This window comes from Salinarimonas chemoclinalis (assembly GCF_041514305.1).
GTDB lineage: Bacteria > Pseudomonadota > Alphaproteobacteria > Rhizobiales > Beijerinckiaceae > Salinarimonas > Salinarimonas chemoclinalis.
The window spans coordinates 25,059-42,422 of sequence record NZ_JBGMWH010000016.1 but is presented as its reverse complement, the minus strand read 5'-3'; the positions used below and the strand labels follow the sequence as shown (position 1 = coordinate 42,422).

Genomic DNA, 17,364 nt, shown 5'->3' with positions numbered 1-17,364 from the left:
CGGCGGCGATGCCGCTCCCGCGCCGAGCCCCCGATCACCGCCGGAGCATCCACATCGCCCCGCCGGCGAGCAATCCCCAGAACGGCGCGCCGATGCCGAAGAAGGCCACGCCGGAGGCGGTGGTGACGAAGCAGACGAGGGCGGCCATGCGCGCCTTCTCGTCCGCGAGCGCCGCCTGGATCGCGCCCGCGAAGCTCGTCAGCAGCGCGAGGCCGGCCACCGCCTGAATCAAGATCGGCGGCGAGGCCGCGATGAAGGCGGCCGCCGCGCCCGCGGAGAGGCCGAGCGCGACGTAGACCGCCCCCGCCGTCGCCGCCGCGACCCAGCGCTTCGCCGGGTCGGGATGCGCCTCGGGTCCCGCGCACAGCGCCGCGGTGATGGCGGCGAGGTTCACGAGATGGCCGCCGAAGGGGGCGGCGATCGCGCTCGCGACGCCGGTGCCGACGAAGACGGGCCCGACCGGCGGTCGGTAGCCGTTGGCGGCGAGCACCGCGAGCCCCGGCACGTTCTGCGAGGCCATCGTCACGAGGAAGAGCGGCAGGGCGAGACCGACGAGCGCGTCGAGCGAGAAGGTCGGAGCGACGAGCACGGGCCGGGGTGCGAGCGCGGCCCAGGACGCCTCGGGCAGCGGTGTCGCCGCGAAGACGAGGCCGATCGTCACCAGAACCGCGAGCGGCACGGCATACGGCCGCGCGAAGCGCAGCGCCGACGCCCACACGACGACGATCGGCAGCGCCAGCGCCGGCTCCACCAGCGTCGCGCGCGCCGGGGCGAGGCACAGGTCGAGCAGGATGCCCGCCAGCATCGCGGCGGCCAGCGGCATCGGGATGCGCTCGACGGCGCGGCCGAACGGCCGGATCACCCCCGCCAGGATCACGAGGACGGAGGCCGCCAGGAAGGCGCCGACCGCGACCGGGAAGCCCCCCGGGTAGGCGCCGGTCGCCACGAGCAGCGCCGCGCCGGGCGTGGACCAGGCGATCGAGATCGGCAGCCGCGTGCGCCAGGACAGGCCGATCGCCAGCACGCCCTTGACGAGGCATACCGCGAGCAGCCCGGACGCCGCCTGGGCGGGCGTGGCGCCCACCGCGACGAAGCCCTGCAGCAGCAGCGCGAAGGTCGAGGCGAAGCCGACGAGCGCCGCGAGCGCCCCCGCCGAGACCGGCTGGATCGGCCCGCCGCCCCCCTCCGCCGGCGCGCGCGCCTCCGCCGTCCCCGTGCCGCCCGCCATATCGCTCATGTCCCGCTTACGTCCCGCTCGTCCAGCCGTGCGAGACTGCCGCCCGGCGGGCACGCACGCCACCCCGCGCGCGCCGACCAGGGCTGCGCCGCGGGCGGTGCGCGTCACTCCTCCAGCGCCCGCGCGATCTCCCAGGCGAGGCTCTCCGCGTCGAGATCCTCGCCGTTGGCGAGCACCACCACGGAGACCCCGGTGTCGAGCCCACGATAGTAGTACGCCGCCGTGCCGTACCAGGAGCCGCCGTGCGCCGCGACCGTCCTGTCGAAGTCGTCGGTGTACAGCGACCAGCCCCAGCCGTAGCCGGCGCCGCTCTCGTCGGCGATCCGCTCCCCGTCGTCGAAGGCACCCTGCGAGACCAGGAGTTCGCCCGGTGCGAACCCCTCCGCGAGCGCGGCCTCGTAGCGGGCGAGATCGGCGAGGCTCGTCCAGATCGAGCCGTCGCCCTCCACCGACGTATCCCATCCGCTCGCCTCGAAGGCGCCGTCCGTCCCGGCATGGCCGGAGGCGCGACGCGCCTCGTCCCGCGGGTAGCCGGAGGCGGAGGACGTCATGCCGAGCGGCTCGAAGACGCGGGCGTGCAGCACCGCGTCGAGGCTCTCGACGCCGTCGGCCGCGGCCACGAGGGCGCCGAGCACGAGATAGCCGGTGTTCGAGTAGGCGAAGACGGTGCCCGGCTCGGCGTCGAGCGGCATGCCCGCGACCCAGGCGAGCACGTCGCCGTTGGTCGTCGTCTCGTCGAAGCCGAGCCCCGGCGCGTCACCGAGGTAGTCCGGCAGGCCGCTCGTGTGGCGCACGAGATCCTCGAGCAGGATCGCCCGGCTCGCCCCTTCCGGGAGCGCTGGCAGCATCGTCAGCACGTCGGCGACGGGGGCGGTCGGATCGAGCGTGCCGTCCTCGACCAGGAGCGCCGCGGCGAGCGCCGTCATCTGCTTGGAGACCGAGGCGAGGTCGAACAGCGTATCCGGGGTGACGGGCTCCTGCGATTCGATGTCGGCGACGCCGTAGCCCGCGAGGTGCCGCACGACCCCGTCCTCCGCGACGAGGACGGCGAGCCCGGGCGTGTCCGACCCCACGTGCGGGGCGACGAGGGCGTCGACGTCCGCGAGGCGCTGGGCGAGGGCGGCGGAGGGGGCCGCGAGCAGCGCGGCGGCGAGGCAGGAGGCGATGCGCGCACCGGCGCGAGCGCGGCGGGCGGGGAGGTGCGGGATCGTCATCGGGAGAGGTCCGGTGCGCTGGCGGATCGGTCGTGCGAGCTTAGCTCGGCCGTGCCGGCCCGCAAGAGGCGCCGGGGTCGATCACACCAGCTCGAACTCCAGGATCAGCGTGCGCTGGAGCAATGAATAATTGTCGTCGGAGATCATCGTGAGGATGGTCTCGCCGCCCGGGCCGCGGTGGACCGCGAGCCCTTCCATGTTGTCGATGGCGTTCGTCCAGTCCGCCTCGAAGATCGTCGGGCCGTCCAGGGTCGCGCCGGGCGCGAGGGCCGCGCCCGACACGCGGCGGATGCGCGCGGCGACGCCGCTGATCAGCGCGTAGCGGCGCTCGAGCAGCAGGAGGTCGCCGTCCGGCAGGACGGCGCAATCGGTGATCTCGAAGGCATCGGAGCGCGCGACCGCGAAGGTCGCCCCGGCGGCCGGCCCGGTGAGGACGACGCCGACCGTCGGCGTCGCGTCGCCGCGGCGCGCGCGCTCGGCGATGGCGACGAGGGCGCCGGGGAAGGCGGACGGCGCGGGCGCGACGAAGAGGCTCTCGATTCCCTTGTTGCCGGGCCAGCGGTCGAGCACGGCCCGCACGGCCGGCGGCAGCGGGAGCGGCGTTCCCGGCGCGGCGATGCCGGCCCGCAGATCGTAGGCGAAGACCACCTGCTCCTGCTCGATGCCGACGTAGGCCGTCCCGCCGTCGAGCGTCAGCGCCTCCGCGTCGTGGAGCCCCTGGCGCCACAGGAGCCCGCCCTCCGGTCCCAGCAACGGCGCGAGCACCGCGTTCGCGAGATCGACGATGGCGCCGTCGCCCCCGCGCCGGATGTCGGCGGCGAGGAAGTAGCCGTGGTCGGAGACGGCGAGCAGCGCGCCGCCGTCGTCGAGGACGACGAGGCTCGAGAACCCGCCGAACGTGCGCTCGCCGGATTGCACCTCGATCCCGCCGCGATAACGCAGCCGCCCGTGGCGGCCGTCGACGAGGCCGTTCGCGCCCAGGTCGCGGATCGGGTAGGTCCGCAGCGCCAGCGGCAGCGGCCCCGAGAGATCCGCCCGCGCCCGCGGCGCGGGGGCGATCGCGCCGGCGGCGACCGTCGCCAAGCCGGCCAGCAGCCCCCGGCGGGGAAGCCTCAACGCGCGCCCCGGCGACCGCCGGCGGCCCGACGCGGCATCACGCCCGCCCGCGGCGCGGCGCCGGTGTCCTCGAACAGCTCGGCCAGCTTCTCGGTCATCACGCCGCCGAGCTCCTCGGCATCGACGATGGTGACCGCGCGGCGATAGTAGCGTGTCACGTCGTGGCCGATGCCGATGGCGATCAGCTCCACCGGCGAGCGGGTCTCGATCTCCTCGATGACGAAGCGCAGGTGCTTCTCGAGGTAGTTGCCCGGGTTCACCGAGAGGGTCGAATCGTCGACCGGCGCGCCGTCGGAGATCACCATCAGGATGCGCCGCTGCTCGGGCCGACCGAGCAGGCGCTTGTGCGCCCAGTCGAGCGCCTCGCCGTCGATGTTCTCCTTGAGCAGCCCCTCGCGCATCATCAGGCCGAGGTTGCGCCGCGCGCGCCGCCAGGGCTCGTCCGCGGCCTTGTAGACGATGTGGCGCAGGTCGTTGAGCCGGCCCGGGTTCGCCGGCTTGCCGGCCTGGAGCCATTGCTCGCGCGACTGCCCGCCCTTCCAGGCGCGGGTGGTGAAGCCGAGGATCTCGACCTTGACGCCGCAGCGCTCGAGCGTGCGCGCGAGGATGTCGGCGCAGGTGGCCGCCACCGTGATCGGGCGCCCGCGCATCGAGCCGGAATTGTCGATCAGCAGCGAGACGACCGTGTCGCGGAATTCCGTGTCCTTCTCCTGCTTGAAGGAGAGCGGCGTCATCGGGTCCATGATGATGCGCGGCAGCCGGGCCGGGTCGAGGATGCCCTCCTCGATGTCGAACAGCCAGGAGCGGTTCTGCTGGGCGAGGAGCCGGCGCTGCAGGCGGTTGGCGAGGCGCCCGACGACGCCCTGGAGATTCGACAGCTGCTTGTCGAGATAGGCGCGCAGCCGCGTCAGCTCCTCGGCGTCGCACAGGTCCTCGGCGTGGACGATCTCGTCGTGCGCGGTGGCGAAGGCCTTGTAGTCGGGGATCCGCGGCTCGTTGGCGCGCGGGGGCGGCGGCCGCCAGCTCTCGTTGGCCTCCTCGCTGTCGGCGTCCTGCGCGTCCTCCGGCATCTCGCCCGACGGTCCGTCGGCCGCCTCCTGCGAGCCCTCCTCCATCTCGTCGGTCGCCTCGTCGGAGATCTCGATCTCCGCCTGCTGGCCCTGCGCGTCCTCCTCGGTCTCGCCCTCCCGGCTCTCGTCGGACTGGTCCTCGCCCTCCTGCTCCTGCTCGTCCTCGCTCTCCTCGGGCTCGAGCTCGCTCTCCTCGACCATGTCGAGGGAGACGAGGAGGTCGCGCACGCCCCGGGCGAAGGCGCGCTGGTTCTCGATGGTCGAGAGCAGGCCGTCGAGGCTCGTGCCGGCCTTCGCCTCGATGTGCCCGCGCCAGAGGTCGACGATCTTCGCGGCCGCCTTGGGCGGCTTGCGGCCGGTGAGCCGCTCGCGGACCATCAGCGCGAGCGCGTCCTCGATCGGCGCGTCGGCGCGATCGGTGATGTCCTCGTACTTTCCACCGCGGTGGTAGCGGTCCTCGAGCATGGCGTCGAGGTTGTCGGCGACGCCCTCCATGCGCCGCGAGCCGATCGACTCGCAGCGCGCCTGCTCGACGGCGTCGAACACCGCGCGCGCCGCCGCGCCCTCGGGCGTGAGCCGGCGATGCATCGCGCCGTCGTGGCAGGCGAGCCTGAGCGCCATCGAATCCGCGTGCCCGCGCATCACCGCGACGTCCTGCGAGGACGCCTTGCGCGGCGGCTCGGGCAGGCGCGCCCGGTCCGAGGTGAGGAGCGGCCGGTCGGAGGCGTAGGTCACCTCCAGCTCGGGCGCACGCGCGATGGCGCGCAGGCACGCGGCCACCGAGCGCTTGAGGCCCTCGTTGGGCGCGTCCCGCTTCTCGCCGGGCTTGCGGTTGGAGATGGCCATGCGGACCCTGTCGCTGCTTGCTTTCGTGCCTCAGGAGAGCACGACGTTGGCCGAGCTCTCCGGCAGCTCCTTGCCGAAGGACCGCTGGTAGAACTCGGCGACCAGGTTGCGCTCGAGCTCGTCGCACTTGTTGAGGAAGGTCAGGCGGAAGGCGAAGCCGACGTCGCCGAAGATCGCGGCGTTCTCCGCCCAGGTGATGACCGTGCGCGGGCTCATCACCGTGGACAGGTCGCCGTTGACGAAGGCGTTGCGGGTGAGGTCGGCGACGCGCACCATCTTGTCGACGGTGTCGCGACCCTTGTCCGTCCCCTGCCAGGACTTCACCTTCGAGAGCACGATCTCGACCTCGCGGTCGTGCTCCAGGTAGTTCAGCGTGGTGACGATCGACCAGCGGTCCATCTGCGCCTGGTTGATCTGCTGCGTGCCGTGATAGAGCCCCGACGTGTCCCCGAGCCCGATCGTGTTGGCGGTCGCGAACAGGCGGAAGGACGGGTGCGGGCGGATGACGCGGCTCTGGTCGAGCAGCGTCAGGCGGCCCGAGCTCTCCAGCACGCGCTGGATCACGAACATCACGTCCGGGCGCCCGGCGTCGTACTCGTCGAAGACGAGGGCGACGTTGTGCTGGTAGGCCCAGGGCAGGATGCCGTCGCGGAACTCCGTGACCTGCTTGCCGTCCTGCAGGACGATGGCGTCCTTGCCGATCAGGTCGATGCGCGAGACGTGGCTGTCGAGGTTGACGCGCACGCACGGCCAGTTCAGCCGCGCCGCCACCTGCTCGATGTGCGTCGACTTGCCGGTGCCGTGGTAGCCCGTGACCATGACGCGCCGGTTGAAGGCGAAGCCGGCGATGATGGCGAGCGTGGTCTCGCGGTCGAAGATGTAGTCCGGATCGACCTCCGGCACGTGCTCCTCGCCCGCGGAGAAGGCCGGCACCTCGAGATCGCTGTCGATGCCGAAGGCCTGGCGCACGGACAGCTTCAGGTCCGGGATGCCGCTCGTCGTCTCGGCTCGGGTGTCGGTCGTCGCCTGCATGAACGCCTCTCTCTCGCGGACCGGTGCGCGGCGCGCTCCTCGCGCCGCCCGCGTCTCGCGCTCGCGGTCCTGGTTACGCCCCGCCGCCGCGCCATGCAACGTCGGGGCCGGTTTCGACGCCGGTGCGTCGGCTCGTGATACGGGTCGGTCTCCTAGCACAGGCCGGCGGTCTTGAGCGTGTCGTGGGCGCGGATGATGTCGCGCAGCCGCTCCTCGTAGGCGCGGTCGCCGCCGTGGGCGTCCGGGTGGAAGCGCTTCACCAGCGCCTTGTAGGCCGCCTTGATGGTCGGCGCGTCCGCGCCCTCCTCGAGACCGAGCACGTCGAGCGCCTGGCGCACGGGGCCGGAATAGCGCGGGCGCGGCGGCTCCGGCGCACGCCGCGTCTCGCCGACGCCGCCCTCGCGCAGCACGTCGAACGGGTCGTGATAGGCCCAGTCCCGGGCGTAGGCGCCGGCGCGCGCGCCCTTCGCCGCACGCTCCCGGGCGGCGGGGTTCACGCCCATCGACCAGGTGGGGCGATGCCCGATGACCGAGTCCTTCTGGTAGGCGGCGACCGCCTCCTCCGGCATGTCCTTGAAGTAATTGTACGAGGCGTTGTAGGCGCGCACGTGGTCCATGCAGAAGCGCCAGTACTTGCCCTCCTGGCCGCGGCCCTTGGGCGCGCGATAGAGGCCCTGGCCGTCGCAGCCGGGATGCTCGCAGGCGGGGGCCTGCGCGGTCTTGGCCGCGCTCTCGGCATGGGCGTCGACCTTCTCGGCCTTCGGCTTGATGCGGATGCGGTCGAACAGGGGCGAGTTCAGGTCCATGGTCCGGTGATTATGAGCCATGACCGCGCGCGGGCAAGGGCCGAGAGGGGCGTGCGCGTCGCAATGAAGGCTTGACGCGGCGATGCGGCGCGGGCGACGCAAGGCAGGCATTCCCCACGCGCGGAGAGACGGCCCGGCATGAGCGACACGACGCCCGAAACGACGCCCACGATGAAGAGCCTGATCGAGACGCGGCTTTCCGACGCCTTCGCGCCCGTGCGCCTCTCGGTCGTCGACGAATCCCACCTCCATGCCGGCCATGCCGGCTGGCGCGAGGGTGGCGAGACCCACTTCCGGATAGAGGTGGTCTCGGACGCCTTCGCCGGCAAGAGCCGGGTCGAGCGCCACCGGCTGGTCAACGCCGCCCTGAAGGAGGCCTTCGACCGGGGGCTCCACGCGCTGGCGGTCAAGGCGGAGGCGGCGTCGTCGTGAGTGAAGCCGCCACGAGCAGCCGCGCAGGCCCTGCCCCTTCCCTGTAGGGGAAGGCCGCGTGACGGATGGGGCGCGGCGCGAAGAGACGCGTTCCGCGAAGCGGAAGGGGCGGTTTCCGCTGCCGCCGTCGCATTTCGGCTTCGCCGAACGCGCGTGCCGCGCGCCCCATCCGTCTCGGCTTCGCCGAGCCACCTTCCCCTACAGGGAAGGAGAACGCTCGCGCAGCCCGCGCGTGCAGAGCTTTCAGCCGGTTGGGCGATCCACCGATCTCCCTGGAGGGCGTTCGAAGTGCGCCCCGAGAGCAGGTGTCACCCTGCCGGCACGTCTCGATCCTCACTGAACCAGGCGCGGGCCGCCCATCGGCACGCCGTCGGTCTCGGCGAGGATGCCCAGCCTGCGCGCCACTTCCGTGTAGGCCTCGATCAGGCCGCCGAGATCCTTGCGGAAGCGGTCCTTGTCGAGCTTCTCGGCGGACTTCATGTCCCACAGCCGGCACGAATCCGGGGAGATCTCGTCGGCGACGACGATGCGCATCATGTCGCCCTCCCACAGCCGGCCGCACTCGATCTTGAAGTCGACGAGGCGGATGCCGACGCCCAGGAAGAGCCCGGACAGGAAGTCGTTGACGCGGATGGCGAGCGCCATGATGTCGTCGATCTCCTGCGGCGTCGCCCAGCCGAAGGCGGTGATGTGCTCCTCCGACACCATCGGGTCGTCGAGCTTGTCGTTCTTGTAGTAGAACTCGATGATCGAGCGGGGCAGCTGCGTGCCCTCCTCGAGCCCGAGCCGCTTCGACAGCGAGCCGGCGGCGACGTTGCGGACCACGACCTCGAGCGGGATGATCTCCACCTCGCGGATGAGCTGCTCGCGCATGTTCAGCCGGCGGATGAAGTGCGTGGGCACGCCGATGTCGTTGAGGTGCTGGAAGACGAACTCGCTGATGCGATTGTTCAGCACGCCCTTGCCGTCGATGACCTCGTGCTTCTTGGCGTTGAAGGCGGTCGCGTCGTCCTTGAAGTGCTGGATGAGCGTCCCGGGCTCGGGTCCCTCGAACAGGACCTTCGCCTTGCCCTCGTAGATCCGACGGCGGCGATTCATGGGCGTGTACCGTGGCTTGTTGAAATCCATGGGAAGGCCTGAGGCTCCTGGCTCTCGAACGGCCCGCCGCCGGGGGAACGCATGATGGCGGGCACGGTCGAGCGGCAATGAGGGCCGCCCGTTCGCGGGGACCCTATCCGAAGAGATGGGGATGCACAACGCGCCTTTCACGCTCGGGTAAACGCCCGCGCGGAACCCCGTGCACGGGCTCCTACGCAGCATGCCGGGTGGCGCGCGGCGGGCGGGGGCGATATACCGGCCTCGCGGGCACGGGCCCGCGTGTCGCAACGCGCATCGGATCGGACCATGACCACCTTCGACGACCGCGAATCCGCCTTCGAGAACAAGTTCGCGCACGACGAGGAACTCCGCTTCAAGGCGATGGCCCGCCGCGACCGGCTCATCGGCCTGTGGGCCGCCGAGAAGCTCGGCAGGACCGGCGACGAGGCGGAGGCCTACGCCCGCTCCGTGGTCTCGGTCAACCTGACGAAGCCGGGGGACGAGGTCGTCTACGAGAAGCTGCGTGCCGACCTGCCGGCCGACGTGAGCGACGCCGAGATCAGGAAGCAGATGCTCGACCTGCTGGCCCGCGCGGTGCACGAGATCGAGACGGGCTGACGTTCGAGAGCCCGCCGCCGCGCGGCCTCGGCCGGTGCGACGATCTGGCGATCCCGGGAGGACTCGAACCTCCGACCAACGGTTTAGGAAACCGCTGCTCTGTCCTGCTGAGCTACGGGACCGTCGCGGCGGCGTATGTAGCATGCGCGCGCGCGCGATTCCACCCGCACGAATCCGCTTGACCTTGCCATGATGGGAAGGTCGATGAGCATGGGGCCACACCCGACGAGGAGGGGTCCCGTGCGTCTCTACAGCGTTCCAGACATGAGCTGCGGCGGCTGCGCCAAGGCGATCGCCCGCATCGTCGCGGGCGTCGATCCCGCCGCGGAGGTCTCCGCCGACGTCGCGGCCAAGCGGGTCTCGATCGTCTCCCGGGCGAGCGACTCCGACCTGCGCGCCGCGCTCGCCCGCGGCGGCTACGAGGCGACGCCGGTCGAGCCGGCCGAGGCCGGCTGAAGAGCGGGTCCGCGATCGATCACGCTCCGACTCCAAGCCACCATCCCACCCGTCCAATCGACGAAAGCGCAAACTCATGAAGTCCCTTCGCGTCGCCGCTGCGGCCCTCGTCCTCGTCGCGGCATCCGCTACGCCCCCCGCGATCGCCTCCCAGGACGCCTCCCACGGCGCCCACGGCGCCCACGCCGCCCCCGTGGTCGCGGCCGAGAGCCCGGCGGTCGCCGCGTTTCGCGCGGCCAACGCCCGCATGCATGCGGAGATGGACATCCCGCTCACCGGCGACGCCGACGTGGACTTCGTCCGCGGCATGATCCCGCATCACCGCGGGGCCATCGACATGGCGCGGGTCGTCCTCGATCACGGGGCCGACCCGGAGATCCGGGCGCTGGCCGAGGCCGTCATCCGCGAGCAGGAGCGGGAAATCGCCGAGATGGAAGCCTGGCTCGCGGCGCGCGGTCATTGAGCGCGACGCTCATGCCCCGCCGCGCGCCTGCGGCTCGACCCACACGCCGCCTTTCGGGCGCAGCGTGATCGACGGGAAGGGCGTCGTCTCCCGGCCCGGCACCGGCGCGAGTCGGAAGCGGCGGGCGATGGTGACGAGGATGAGGATCGCCTCCATCATCGAGAAGCGCCCGCCGATGCACACCCGCGGCCCGCCGCTGAACGGCATGTAGGCGAAGCGGGGCAGGCGCTCCTCGAGCCCGTCCTCCCAGCGCTCCGGTCGGAACGCCTCGGGATCGTCGAACCAGCGCGGATCGCGGTGGAGCACCCACGGCGCCATGATCACCGTCGTGCCCTTCGCGACCGGCCAGCCGCCGATCTCGACGGGCTGCGTCGTCTCGCGGCCCACCGCCCAGCCCGGCGGGTAGAGGCGCATCGATTCGTTCACGATGCAGGTCGCGAAGGGGAGGCGGCGCACGTCCTCGACGCCCGCCGGACGGTCGCCGAGGACATCCTCGATCTCGGCGAGGAGACGCTCCTGCGCCCGCGGGTGGCGCGCGAGCTCGTACCAGGCCCAGGAGAGCACGAGCGCCGTCGTCTCGTGCCCGGCGAGGAGCAGGGTGACCATCTCGTCGCGCAGCTGGCGGTCGGACATGCCGCCGCCGTCCTCGTCGCGGGCCTGCATGTAGAGCGTGAGAAGGTCGCTCGCCTCGGTCGGGCGGGCGCGGCGCTCGGCGACGATCCGCGCGATCACGTCCTCGACCACCTTCAGGCCGCGCCGGTAGCGGACGTGGCCGGGCAGCGGCACCGCGTCGGGGATCAGGAACGGCCGCGCGTAGCGCGCGGCGATCTCGTCCATGAGGAGCGTCACCGCCCCGTCGATCCGCTCGACCTCCTCCTTCACCTCGGAGCCGAACAGCGTCCGCGCCGCGATGCGCAGGGTCAGCCCCATCATGTCGGCGTGGACGTCGCGCACCTCCCCGGGCGTCCAGGTCTCCAGCAGTTCCTGCGTCATCCGCACCATGATCGGGCCGTAGCCGTCGAGCTTGCGGCCGGCGAAGGCGGGGGCGGCGAGGCGGCGCTGGCGCTGCCAGAGCGCGCCGTTGCTGGTCAGCAGCCCCTCGCCGAAGATGGCGCGCACGTGCCGCCAGAAGAACCGGTGCTTGACGTAGGAAGTGTGGTTGCGCACCAGGATCGGCTCGATCTCGTCCGGATCCGTCACGAGCAGCGCCGGCCAGCCCCCGAGCGCGAGGGAGACGACGCCGCCGTGCTCACGCGCGCAGCGCGTGAAGAAGCCCGGCGCGTCCTTCGCCATCCAGGGCAGATGGCCGAGCAGCGGGTACGCGGGTGGCCGCGGCGGAGAAGGGGGACGAGCGGCGGCCGTTGCGGGCTCGTGACGCATGCGGTCGGGTCCTCGGGACTGGGCCTGGGGGGCGCGGCGTTGGCAAAACTCAGGATAAGCATAGATGAGCAACTCCCGCGCGTCACGCAGCGTGAGCTCGGAGGCGCCGCAGCCGTCCCGCGCCATGCTCCGTCCGCCCCGCCGTCGCACGTCCCGGTCATGGCGGAAGCGCGCGGCGCGACGCGATCCGCGCGCTACTCGGGTTGCGCCGTCTCGTGAAGGTCCGGGGCGTAGCCGGCGGCGAAGGCGCGCAGCACCGGCGCCGGCGTGAGCGACAGGACGGTGCGGGCGGGATCGGCGGGGCGCGGCGGACCGTAGCCCGCGTGCGACCACGGTGCGAGCCGCCCGCCCCGCCACAGGCGGGCCCCGTCGCCCGCCTCGGCCTCCTTCTCGTTCAGAACGACCATCGCACCGTCGGGGAGGTCGCCGAGGCGGGCGGGCGTGCGGAGCTGCGCGCGCGTGCGCGGATCGACCCGCGCCTCGTGGAGAACGCGGTCGACCTCGCCGGCGCGCAGCGGCGCGTCCGGCGGTAGCCCGTTGCCGGCACGCCAGGCGGCGGCGAAACGGCGCCAGTCGGCGCGCCGGCACTCCGCGCAGGGGCGATGCCCGGCGGCGAACGCGGTGGCCTCGTCGAGGAAGAACAGCTCGGTGTAGCGCCCCGGCTGCATCAACGCACGCCGACGCCCCGCGAAGGCGGTCAGGCAGGCGATCCAGGCGCGGCTGCGCCAGCGCGCCGTCCCGATCCGCCGCTCGGCGTCGTGCAGGCAGCCGCGGTTGCCCATCAGCGTGCCGCGGTGCGCCGTCGCGACGAACGTGCCGAAGGGCGTGACGCGGTTCTGCAGCGGCATGGCGGGCGGTCTCCCGAGGGCGCCAGCAGAACGCATCCGCGGGAGCGCCGCAACCCGGCCGCTCGCGTGCCGCGATCGTCGGCCGCGCTTCGTTCGCGCCCGCGATGCCGCGTGCATCGTCCGGCGATTGCGGCTAGGTTCGGCACGCCACCGTCCGGAGCCGGAACGAGCCCGATGCCGCGTCTCTCATACACCGTCCTCGTCGCCTTCGTGGCGTCCTTCGCCGCCGTGATCGCTCCCGCGGCGGCGCTCGATTGCGCGGCGGCGCCGGCTTCGGAGCGGATCGCGGCCGTTCCCGCACGCGGGGAGGTGCTGCTCGAGAGCGGCGCCACGATCCGCCTCGCGGGGGTGCGGCTCGCCGACGCGGGGCCCGCCGGCGTCGCGGCGCGCGCGGCGCTGGATCGCCTGGTCGGCGCGCGCGTCGCGGTGCGCACGCTCGATGCCGAGCCCGATCGCTGGGGCCGTCGCCCTGGCGCGTTGGAGGTCTCGGCAGAGGTCGGCGACCTCGCCGCCGATCTCGTCACCCGCGGCCTCGCCCGCGTCGATCCGGGCCCCGATGCGCTCCTGTGCCGACCCGGCCTCCTCGATCTCGAGGCCGCGGCTCGGCGCGACGGCCTCGGCCTGTGGGCGGACCCCGCCGAGCGGGTGCTGCGGGCGGAGGAGACCGAGGCCATCCTCGCGCGGGCGGGGCGCTTCGCCGTCGTCGAGGGCGTGGTGCGGCGCGTGGGCGTGCGCGAGCGGCGTACCTATCTCGACTTCGGCTTCGCCTGGGAGGGCGGCTTCACCGCGATCGTGCCCGACGACGTCTGGGCGCGGCTCGGGGCGTCCGGGCTCGACGCGGATGCGCTGGAGGCTCGACGAATGCGCGTGCGCGGTATAATCGAGGTCTGGCGAGGCCCGGCCCTGCGCGTCGGGGCGGCGGAGGCGATCGAGATCCTGTCGATGACGAGTGCACAGCCGCGGCGCCCCCTTCCATGACGAGAGCATCGATCATCGTCCGGCTCGCCGCCCTCGCCGCGGCGGGCGTCGGCCTGTCGGGCTGCAATCCGATCTTCGGCGGCGATCCGCGCCCGCAGGTACAGGCCCCCGCCGTGACCGGCGTCGACGGCGAGCACGAGCAGCTCGTCGCGAGCTTCGGCGGGGAGTACCGCGCGCCGCAGACGCAGGCGCTGCTCGAGAGCATGACCGCGAGGCTCGTCGCCGCGACCGATCGGCCGGACGTGCGCTACCGCGTCACCATCCTCGATTCCCCCGCGATCAACGCCTTCGCGCTGCCCTCGGGCCGGCTCTACGTCACCCGCGGGCTCATCGCGCTCGCGGACGACGCCTCCGAGCTCGCCGCGGTGATGGCGCACGAGATCGCCCACGTCACCCTCGCCCATGCGGCGGCGCGCAGCGAGCTGGAGGCGCGCTCCGTCCTGGTGAGCCGCGTCGTGTCGGACGTGCTGCGCGACCAGCGCGCGAGCGCCGACATCCGCGAGACCTCGCGCTACGATTTCGCGAGCTTCTCCCGCGCGCAGGAGCTCGAGGCCGACGCGGTGAGCGTGCGCACCCTCGCGCGCGCCGGCTTCGACCCGTTCGGCGCCGCCCGCTTCCTCACCGCGCTCGACCGCTGGATGGCGCTCTCGGAGGCGATGCACGGCGGGTCCGGTGGCCCGCCGAGCCGGCTCGCCAGCCATCCCTCGACGCCCGAGCGCATCGCGGAAGCCCGCAACGGGGCACGCCGCATCGGCGCGCCGGGGCTCGGCGCGGGGGATCGCGACGCCTATCTCGCGGCGATCGACGGCATCGCCTTCGGCGAGGACCCGCGCGACGGGATCGTGCGCGGCACGCGCTACCTCAACGCGCGGCTGGGGATCGGCTTCACCGCGCCGGACGGCTTCACCCTCGACAACGCCTCGCGTGCGGTGCTCGGCACCTCCGCGGACGGCGGGCGCCGCCTGATGTTCGACGCCGTCGAGCCCGCGTCCGGGCAGAGCCTCGCGGACGTGGTGCGCGCGACCTGGACGGATTCCGTCGTCACGGGGGCGGTGGAGGAGCGGGAGGTCAACGGCCTCGCGGCGGCGGTGGCCAGCTCGCGGGGCCAGGAATGGCTGTTCCGCGTCGCCGCGGTGCGGGCCGGCGACGCCGTCTACCGCCTGATTTTCGCCTACCGCTCCGCCGACGCCGGCGCCGAGGCGGCCTTCCAGCGCACGCTCTCCACGGTCCGCCGCATCGGCGAGGCGGAGATCGCCGCGCTGACGCGGCTGCGCCTGCGGATCGTGACGGCGGGGGCCGGCGACACGCTGGAATCGCTCGCCGCACGCATGCAGGTGGATCGCCCGGTGGAGACCTTCCGCACGCTCAACGGCCTGTTCGATCACACGCGCATCGAGCCGGGGCGCAAGTACAAGATCGTCGCGGGGTGAGGGGCGGCCGTCGCCGCGTCACCCGGCCGCGATCTCGGGATGGTTCTCGGTGAGCGCCTTCTTCAGCTTCTCGAGCGCGCGGCTCTCGATCTGGCGCACGCGCTCCTTGGAGATGCCGAGCCGGTCTCCCAGCGATTCGAGCGTCGACTGCTCCTCCGCGAGGCGTCGTGCCTTGACGATGTCGAGCTCGCGTTCGTTGAGGCACGAGAGCGCCGTGCGCAGCCAGCGGATGCGCCGCTCGGCGTCGATCGTCTCGCCCACCGTCTCGTCCTGCAGGGGCCCGTCGTCGACGAGGAAGTCCATCTTCTCGGTGGTGTTCGCCGCGTCGGCGTCCGCCACGGGGGCGTTCAGCGATGCGTCGGGGCCGGACAGGCGGGCGTCCATCGTCGCCACGTCCTTGAGCGACACGCCGATCGCCTCGGCGATCTCGGCGTAGACCTCCTCCGACATCCGGTCGTCGCCGGCGCGGGTGAGCTTGGCGCGCAGGCGGCGCAGGTTGAAGAACAGCGCCTTCTGCGCCGACGAGGTGCCACCGCGGACGATCGACCAATTGCGCAGGATGTAATCCTGGATCGAGGCGCGGATCCACCACGTCGCGTAGGTCGAGAAGCGCACCTCCCGCTCCGGCTCGAAGCGGGCGGCGGCCTCGAGCAGGCCGACGTGACCTTCCTGGATGAGGTCCGCCATCGGCAAGCCGTAGTGGCGGAAGCGCGACGCGAGCGCGATCACGAGGCGCATGTGCGCGGAGGTGAGCTTGTGCAGCGCCTCCTGATCCCTCCCGTCCTTCCAGCGTGCGGCGAGCGCGCGTTCCTCCTCGCGCTCGAGGAAGGGCGCCGCCATCGCGGCGCGGACGAACTGACGGCGAACTCCGGCGATCTCGGCCATAGCGTTCTCCCCATGCTCTTCAAGTGGGTCTACGCCCGTATCGTTCCTCCGGATCACGCCGGATCGGGCGCACTCGCATGGGGATGCTTGCAGGGGTGCGGACGAGATGCGGGCGTCGCCGATCGCGGCGGCACGGGTGACGCGGCGGTTGTCCTCGTCGCTCGACCGTGGTTTCATCCTCCCCGGGTTGAGTGACGGGGGCTCGCATGCAGTTCGGATCGCGTCTCGCGGCCTGCGTCGCCGCGTGTTTGGGGCTCGGCGTCGCGTCGGCGGCGCAGGCCCAATGGGAAATCGCCGTCGCCTCCGGGGAGCCCGGCGCGGTCGGCGCCGGGGTCGGCCGGATGAGCTGGCTGGCGGTGTTCTGCCATCGGGTCGACGGGCTGCGCGTCACCACCGACCTCGGGGCCGCGACGCCGCCGGCGGTCGCCGTCGACTTCGAGTTCCGGAACGTGCGCATGACGGTGCCCTTCCGCCGGCTCTCGGACGAGACGCCCTACCACTTCGCCGACGAGCGGGCGATCGAGACGCTCGTCGGCATGCTCGGTGGCCGGGATGCGAGCGTGCGGATCTCCGTCGACGGCGGCGATCTCGGCGCCGTGTCCCTCGCCGGCTCCTCGCGCGCGATCACCGAGATGGCACGAGGCTGCCCGGTGGGCGCGCCGCCGCCGCTCGTGACGCGCCTGCGGCTCGAGGCGATCGCCGACGAGATCGACCCGAACGCCCCCGCGGACCGGCGCGCCCTCGCCCGCGACTGGACCGAGCGCTACGGCATGCCCGCGCCCGCCGAGCCGGTGAGCGTCGAGGCGGAGGACCTGCCCGCCGAGGTGCGCGAGCAGATCGGCTTCTCGCGCGAGACCTGCGGACCCGGCACCCGTTTTCGCGAAGGCGCGCTCCTGAGCGTCGACCTCAACGGCGACGGGCGGCCGGACTACCTCTTCTCCGCCCATCACGTCGATTGCGCCGCCGGCTGGTTCCTCTGCGGCGCCGCGAACTGTCCCGTGGACGTCTTCGCCTCGCTGCCGGACGGGCGCTGGGAGACGGGCTCCGTCCTCCTCGGCGACTGGTACGCCTTCGACGCCACCGGCCTGCATGCGCCCTGCGCGGACGGGCGCGGCACCTTCTCGATCGTCTGGGAGGACGGAGGCTTGCGCACGCGGTATTGCGGCTGAGCGCGTTCAGAGGCTCGGCAGTGCGAGGAGCGGCTGGCCGTCTCGCCCGAATTCCGAGGCGGTCGCACCGAGGTGCCCCAATCAATGTGGCGCCCTCGTCCACGGCGGCGCGTAGGGCACCCGAGAGCGTGGCGATCTCCGCCGCGAGGTCGCCCAGCTCCGGCGGCGGCAGCTGAACGCGCACGTTCGTCACCGGCGTGGTGCCGTTGTCGCCGGTGACGATGGAGGCGCCGCCGACGACGTGGCGAGGCTCGCTGTCGCAAGACGAAAAAAGCCCGGCCTCGCG

At 72.7% G+C, this 17,364-nt stretch carries 17 protein-coding genes and 1 tRNA gene; 7 read left to right on the top strand and 11 right to left on the bottom strand.

The window, feature by feature from the left end:
• Positions 1-34: 34 nt before the first annotated feature.
• The 6 genes from AB9M23_RS18745 to AB9M23_RS18720 all read right to left on the bottom strand — a co-directional run bounded on the left by AB9M23_RS18745 (position 35) and on the right by AB9M23_RS18720 (position 7,321).
• Positions 35-1,237 carry a benzoate/H(+) symporter BenE family transporter gene (locus AB9M23_RS18745; protein WP_372426106.1) on the bottom strand — a complete coding sequence of 401 codons (1,203 nt, stop codon included), beginning with the start codon at positions 1,235-1,237 and terminating at the stop codon, positions 35-37.
• Positions 1,238-1,341: 104 nt separating this feature from the next.
• Entirely contained in the window at positions 1,342-2,451 is a 1,110-nt protein-coding gene (locus AB9M23_RS18740; protein ID WP_372426105.1) for a serine hydrolase domain-containing protein, read from the bottom strand.
• Between the two features lie 81 nt (positions 2,452-2,532).
• Positions 2,533-3,567: an esterase-like activity of phytase family protein gene (locus tag AB9M23_RS18735; RefSeq protein ID WP_372426104.1), complete on the bottom strand. Its 1,035-nt coding sequence runs from the start codon at positions 3,565-3,567 to the stop codon at positions 2,533-2,535.
• Positions 3,564-5,483, bottom strand: coding sequence for a cobaltochelatase subunit CobT (gene cobT, locus AB9M23_RS18730; RefSeq protein WP_372426103.1), 1,920 nt, complete (start codon positions 5,481-5,483; stop codon positions 3,564-3,566). The genes AB9M23_RS18735 and cobT overlap by 4 nt, the downstream gene beginning before the upstream one ends.
• 30 nt (positions 5,484-5,513) lie before the next feature.
• Entirely contained in the window at positions 5,514-6,515 is a 1,002-nt protein-coding gene (gene cobS, locus AB9M23_RS18725) for a cobaltochelatase subunit CobS (protein ID WP_372426102.1), read from the bottom strand.
• A 152-nt stretch (positions 6,516-6,667) separates the two neighbouring features.
• Positions 6,668-7,321 (bottom strand): J domain-containing protein, encoded by a 654-nt coding sequence (locus tag AB9M23_RS18720; protein WP_372426145.1) that lies wholly within the window; start codon positions 7,319-7,321, stop codon positions 6,668-6,670.
• A gap of 138 nt (positions 7,322-7,459) precedes the next feature.
• On the opposite strand from AB9M23_RS18720, the gene AB9M23_RS18715 reads away from it, so the two are divergent.
• The gene (locus AB9M23_RS18715; RefSeq protein ID WP_372426101.1) at positions 7,460-7,753 is read left to right on the top strand and encodes a BolA family protein; all 294 of its coding nucleotides are present in this window, start codon (positions 7,460-7,462) and stop codon (positions 7,751-7,753) included.
• Positions 7,754-8,086: 333 nt separating this feature from the next.
• On the opposite strand, the gene purC is transcribed toward AB9M23_RS18715, so the two are convergent.
• Positions 8,087-8,881: a phosphoribosylaminoimidazolesuccinocarboxamide synthase gene (gene purC, locus AB9M23_RS18710; protein ID WP_372426100.1), complete on the bottom strand. Its 795-nt coding sequence runs from the start codon at positions 8,879-8,881 to the stop codon at positions 8,087-8,089.
• Between the two features lie 276 nt (positions 8,882-9,157).
• Here purC and AB9M23_RS18705 point away from each other — a divergent pair, with 276 nt between their 5' ends.
• Positions 9,158-9,469: a DUF1476 domain-containing protein gene (locus tag AB9M23_RS18705; protein WP_372426099.1), complete on the top strand. Its 312-nt coding sequence runs from the start codon at positions 9,158-9,160 to the stop codon at positions 9,467-9,469.
• 45 nt (positions 9,470-9,514) lie between these two features.
• Here the strand turns inward: AB9M23_RS18705 and AB9M23_RS18700 are convergent.
• Positions 9,515-9,591 (bottom strand) — tRNA-Arg (locus AB9M23_RS18700).
• 118 nt (positions 9,592-9,709) lie between these two features.
• Here AB9M23_RS18700 and AB9M23_RS18695 point away from each other — a divergent pair.
• Both AB9M23_RS18695 and copM read left to right on the top strand, forming a co-directional pair.
• Complete coding sequence (locus tag AB9M23_RS18695) at positions 9,710-9,925, top strand: heavy-metal-associated domain-containing protein (protein WP_372426098.1); 216 nt, start codon at positions 9,710-9,712, stop codon at positions 9,923-9,925.
• 76 nt (positions 9,926-10,001) lie between these two features.
• Positions 10,002-10,388 carry a CopM family metallochaperone gene (gene copM, locus AB9M23_RS18690; protein WP_372426097.1) on the top strand — a complete coding sequence of 129 codons (387 nt, stop codon included), beginning with the start codon at positions 10,002-10,004 and terminating at the stop codon, positions 10,386-10,388.
• Between the two features lie 9 nt (positions 10,389-10,397).
• Here copM and AB9M23_RS18685 read toward each other — a convergent pair whose 3' ends face one another.
• On the bottom strand, positions 10,398-11,768 hold the full coding sequence (locus AB9M23_RS18685; protein WP_372426096.1) for a cytochrome P450: 1,371 nt from the start codon (positions 11,766-11,768) through the stop codon (positions 10,398-10,400).
• 194 nt (positions 11,769-11,962) lie between these two features.
• Entirely contained in the window at positions 11,963-12,616 is a 654-nt protein-coding gene (locus tag AB9M23_RS18680; protein ID WP_372426095.1) for a hypothetical protein, read from the bottom strand.
• A gap of 174 nt (positions 12,617-12,790) precedes the next feature.
• Here AB9M23_RS18680 and AB9M23_RS18675 point away from each other — a divergent pair, with 174 nt between their 5' ends.
• Together AB9M23_RS18675 and AB9M23_RS18670 are read left to right on the top strand one after the other, a co-directional pair.
• The gene (locus AB9M23_RS18675) at positions 12,791-13,594 is read left to right on the top strand and encodes a thermonuclease family protein (protein ID WP_372426094.1); all 804 of its coding nucleotides are present in this window, start codon (positions 12,791-12,793) and stop codon (positions 13,592-13,594) included.
• Positions 13,591-15,024 (top strand): M48 family metalloprotease, encoded by a 1,434-nt coding sequence (locus tag AB9M23_RS18670; RefSeq protein WP_372426093.1) that lies wholly within the window; start codon positions 13,591-13,593, stop codon positions 15,022-15,024. Before AB9M23_RS18675 ends, AB9M23_RS18670 begins: the two co-directional genes overlap by 4 nt.
• Positions 15,025-15,042: 18 nt before the next feature.
• Here AB9M23_RS18670 and AB9M23_RS18665 read toward each other — a convergent pair whose 3' ends face one another.
• Complete coding sequence (locus tag AB9M23_RS18665) at positions 15,043-15,909, bottom strand: RNA polymerase factor sigma-32 (RefSeq protein ID WP_372426092.1); 867 nt, start codon at positions 15,907-15,909, stop codon at positions 15,043-15,045.
• A gap of 206 nt (positions 15,910-16,115) precedes the next feature.
• Here AB9M23_RS18665 and AB9M23_RS18660 point away from each other — a divergent pair, with 206 nt between their 5' ends.
• Positions 16,116-17,078 carry a hypothetical protein gene (locus AB9M23_RS18660; RefSeq protein WP_372426091.1) on the top strand — a complete coding sequence of 321 codons (963 nt, stop codon included), beginning with the start codon at positions 16,116-16,118 and terminating at the stop codon, positions 17,076-17,078.
• The last annotated feature ends 286 nt before the right edge of the window (positions 17,079-17,364 follow it).

Bases quoted from the DNA above. Each gene is read 5' to 3' on its own strand.
- AB9M23_RS18665 (WP_372426092.1), bottom strand. From the start codon at position 15,909: ATGGCCGAGATCGCCGGAGTTCGCCGTCAGTTCGTCCGCGCCGCGATG.
- AB9M23_RS18685 (WP_372426096.1), bottom strand. From the start codon at position 11,768: ATGCGTCACGAGCCCGCAACGGCCGCCGCTCGTCCCCCTTCTCCGCCG.
- cobT (WP_372426103.1), bottom strand. From the start codon at position 5,483: ATGGCCATCTCCAACCGCAAGCCCGGCGAGAAGCGGGACGCGCCCAAC.
- AB9M23_RS18705 (WP_372426099.1), top strand. From the start codon at position 9,158: ATGACCACCTTCGACGACCGCGAATCCGCCTTCGAGAACAAGTTCGCG.
- copM (WP_372426097.1), top strand. From the start codon at position 10,002: ATGAAGTCCCTTCGCGTCGCCGCTGCGGCCCTCGTCCTCGTCGCGGCA.
- AB9M23_RS18675 (WP_372426094.1), top strand. From the start codon at position 12,791: ATGCCGCGTCTCTCATACACCGTCCTCGTCGCCTTCGTGGCGTCCTTC.
- cobS (WP_372426102.1), bottom strand. From the start codon at position 6,515: ATGCAGGCGACGACCGACACCCGAGCCGAGACGACGAGCGGCATCCCG.
- AB9M23_RS18720 (WP_372426145.1), bottom strand. From the start codon at position 7,321: ATGGACCTGAACTCGCCCCTGTTCGACCGCATCCGCATCAAGCCGAAG.
- AB9M23_RS18680 (WP_372426095.1), bottom strand. From the start codon at position 12,616: ATGCCGCTGCAGAACCGCGTCACGCCCTTCGGCACGTTCGTCGCGACG.
- AB9M23_RS18660 (WP_372426091.1), top strand. From the start codon at position 16,116: ATGCAGTTCGGATCGCGTCTCGCGGCCTGCGTCGCCGCGTGTTTGGGG.
- AB9M23_RS18745 (WP_372426106.1), bottom strand. From the start codon at position 1,237: ATGAGCGATATGGCGGGCGGCACGGGGACGGCGGAGGCGCGCGCGCCG.
- AB9M23_RS18740 (WP_372426105.1), bottom strand. From the start codon at position 2,451: ATGACGATCCCGCACCTCCCCGCCCGCCGCGCTCGCGCCGGTGCGCGC.
- AB9M23_RS18715 (WP_372426101.1), top strand. From the start codon at position 7,460: ATGAGCGACACGACGCCCGAAACGACGCCCACGATGAAGAGCCTGATC.
- purC (WP_372426100.1), bottom strand. From the start codon at position 8,881: ATGGATTTCAACAAGCCACGGTACACGCCCATGAATCGCCGCCGTCGG.
- AB9M23_RS18670 (WP_372426093.1), top strand. From the start codon at position 13,591: ATGACGAGAGCATCGATCATCGTCCGGCTCGCCGCCCTCGCCGCGGCG.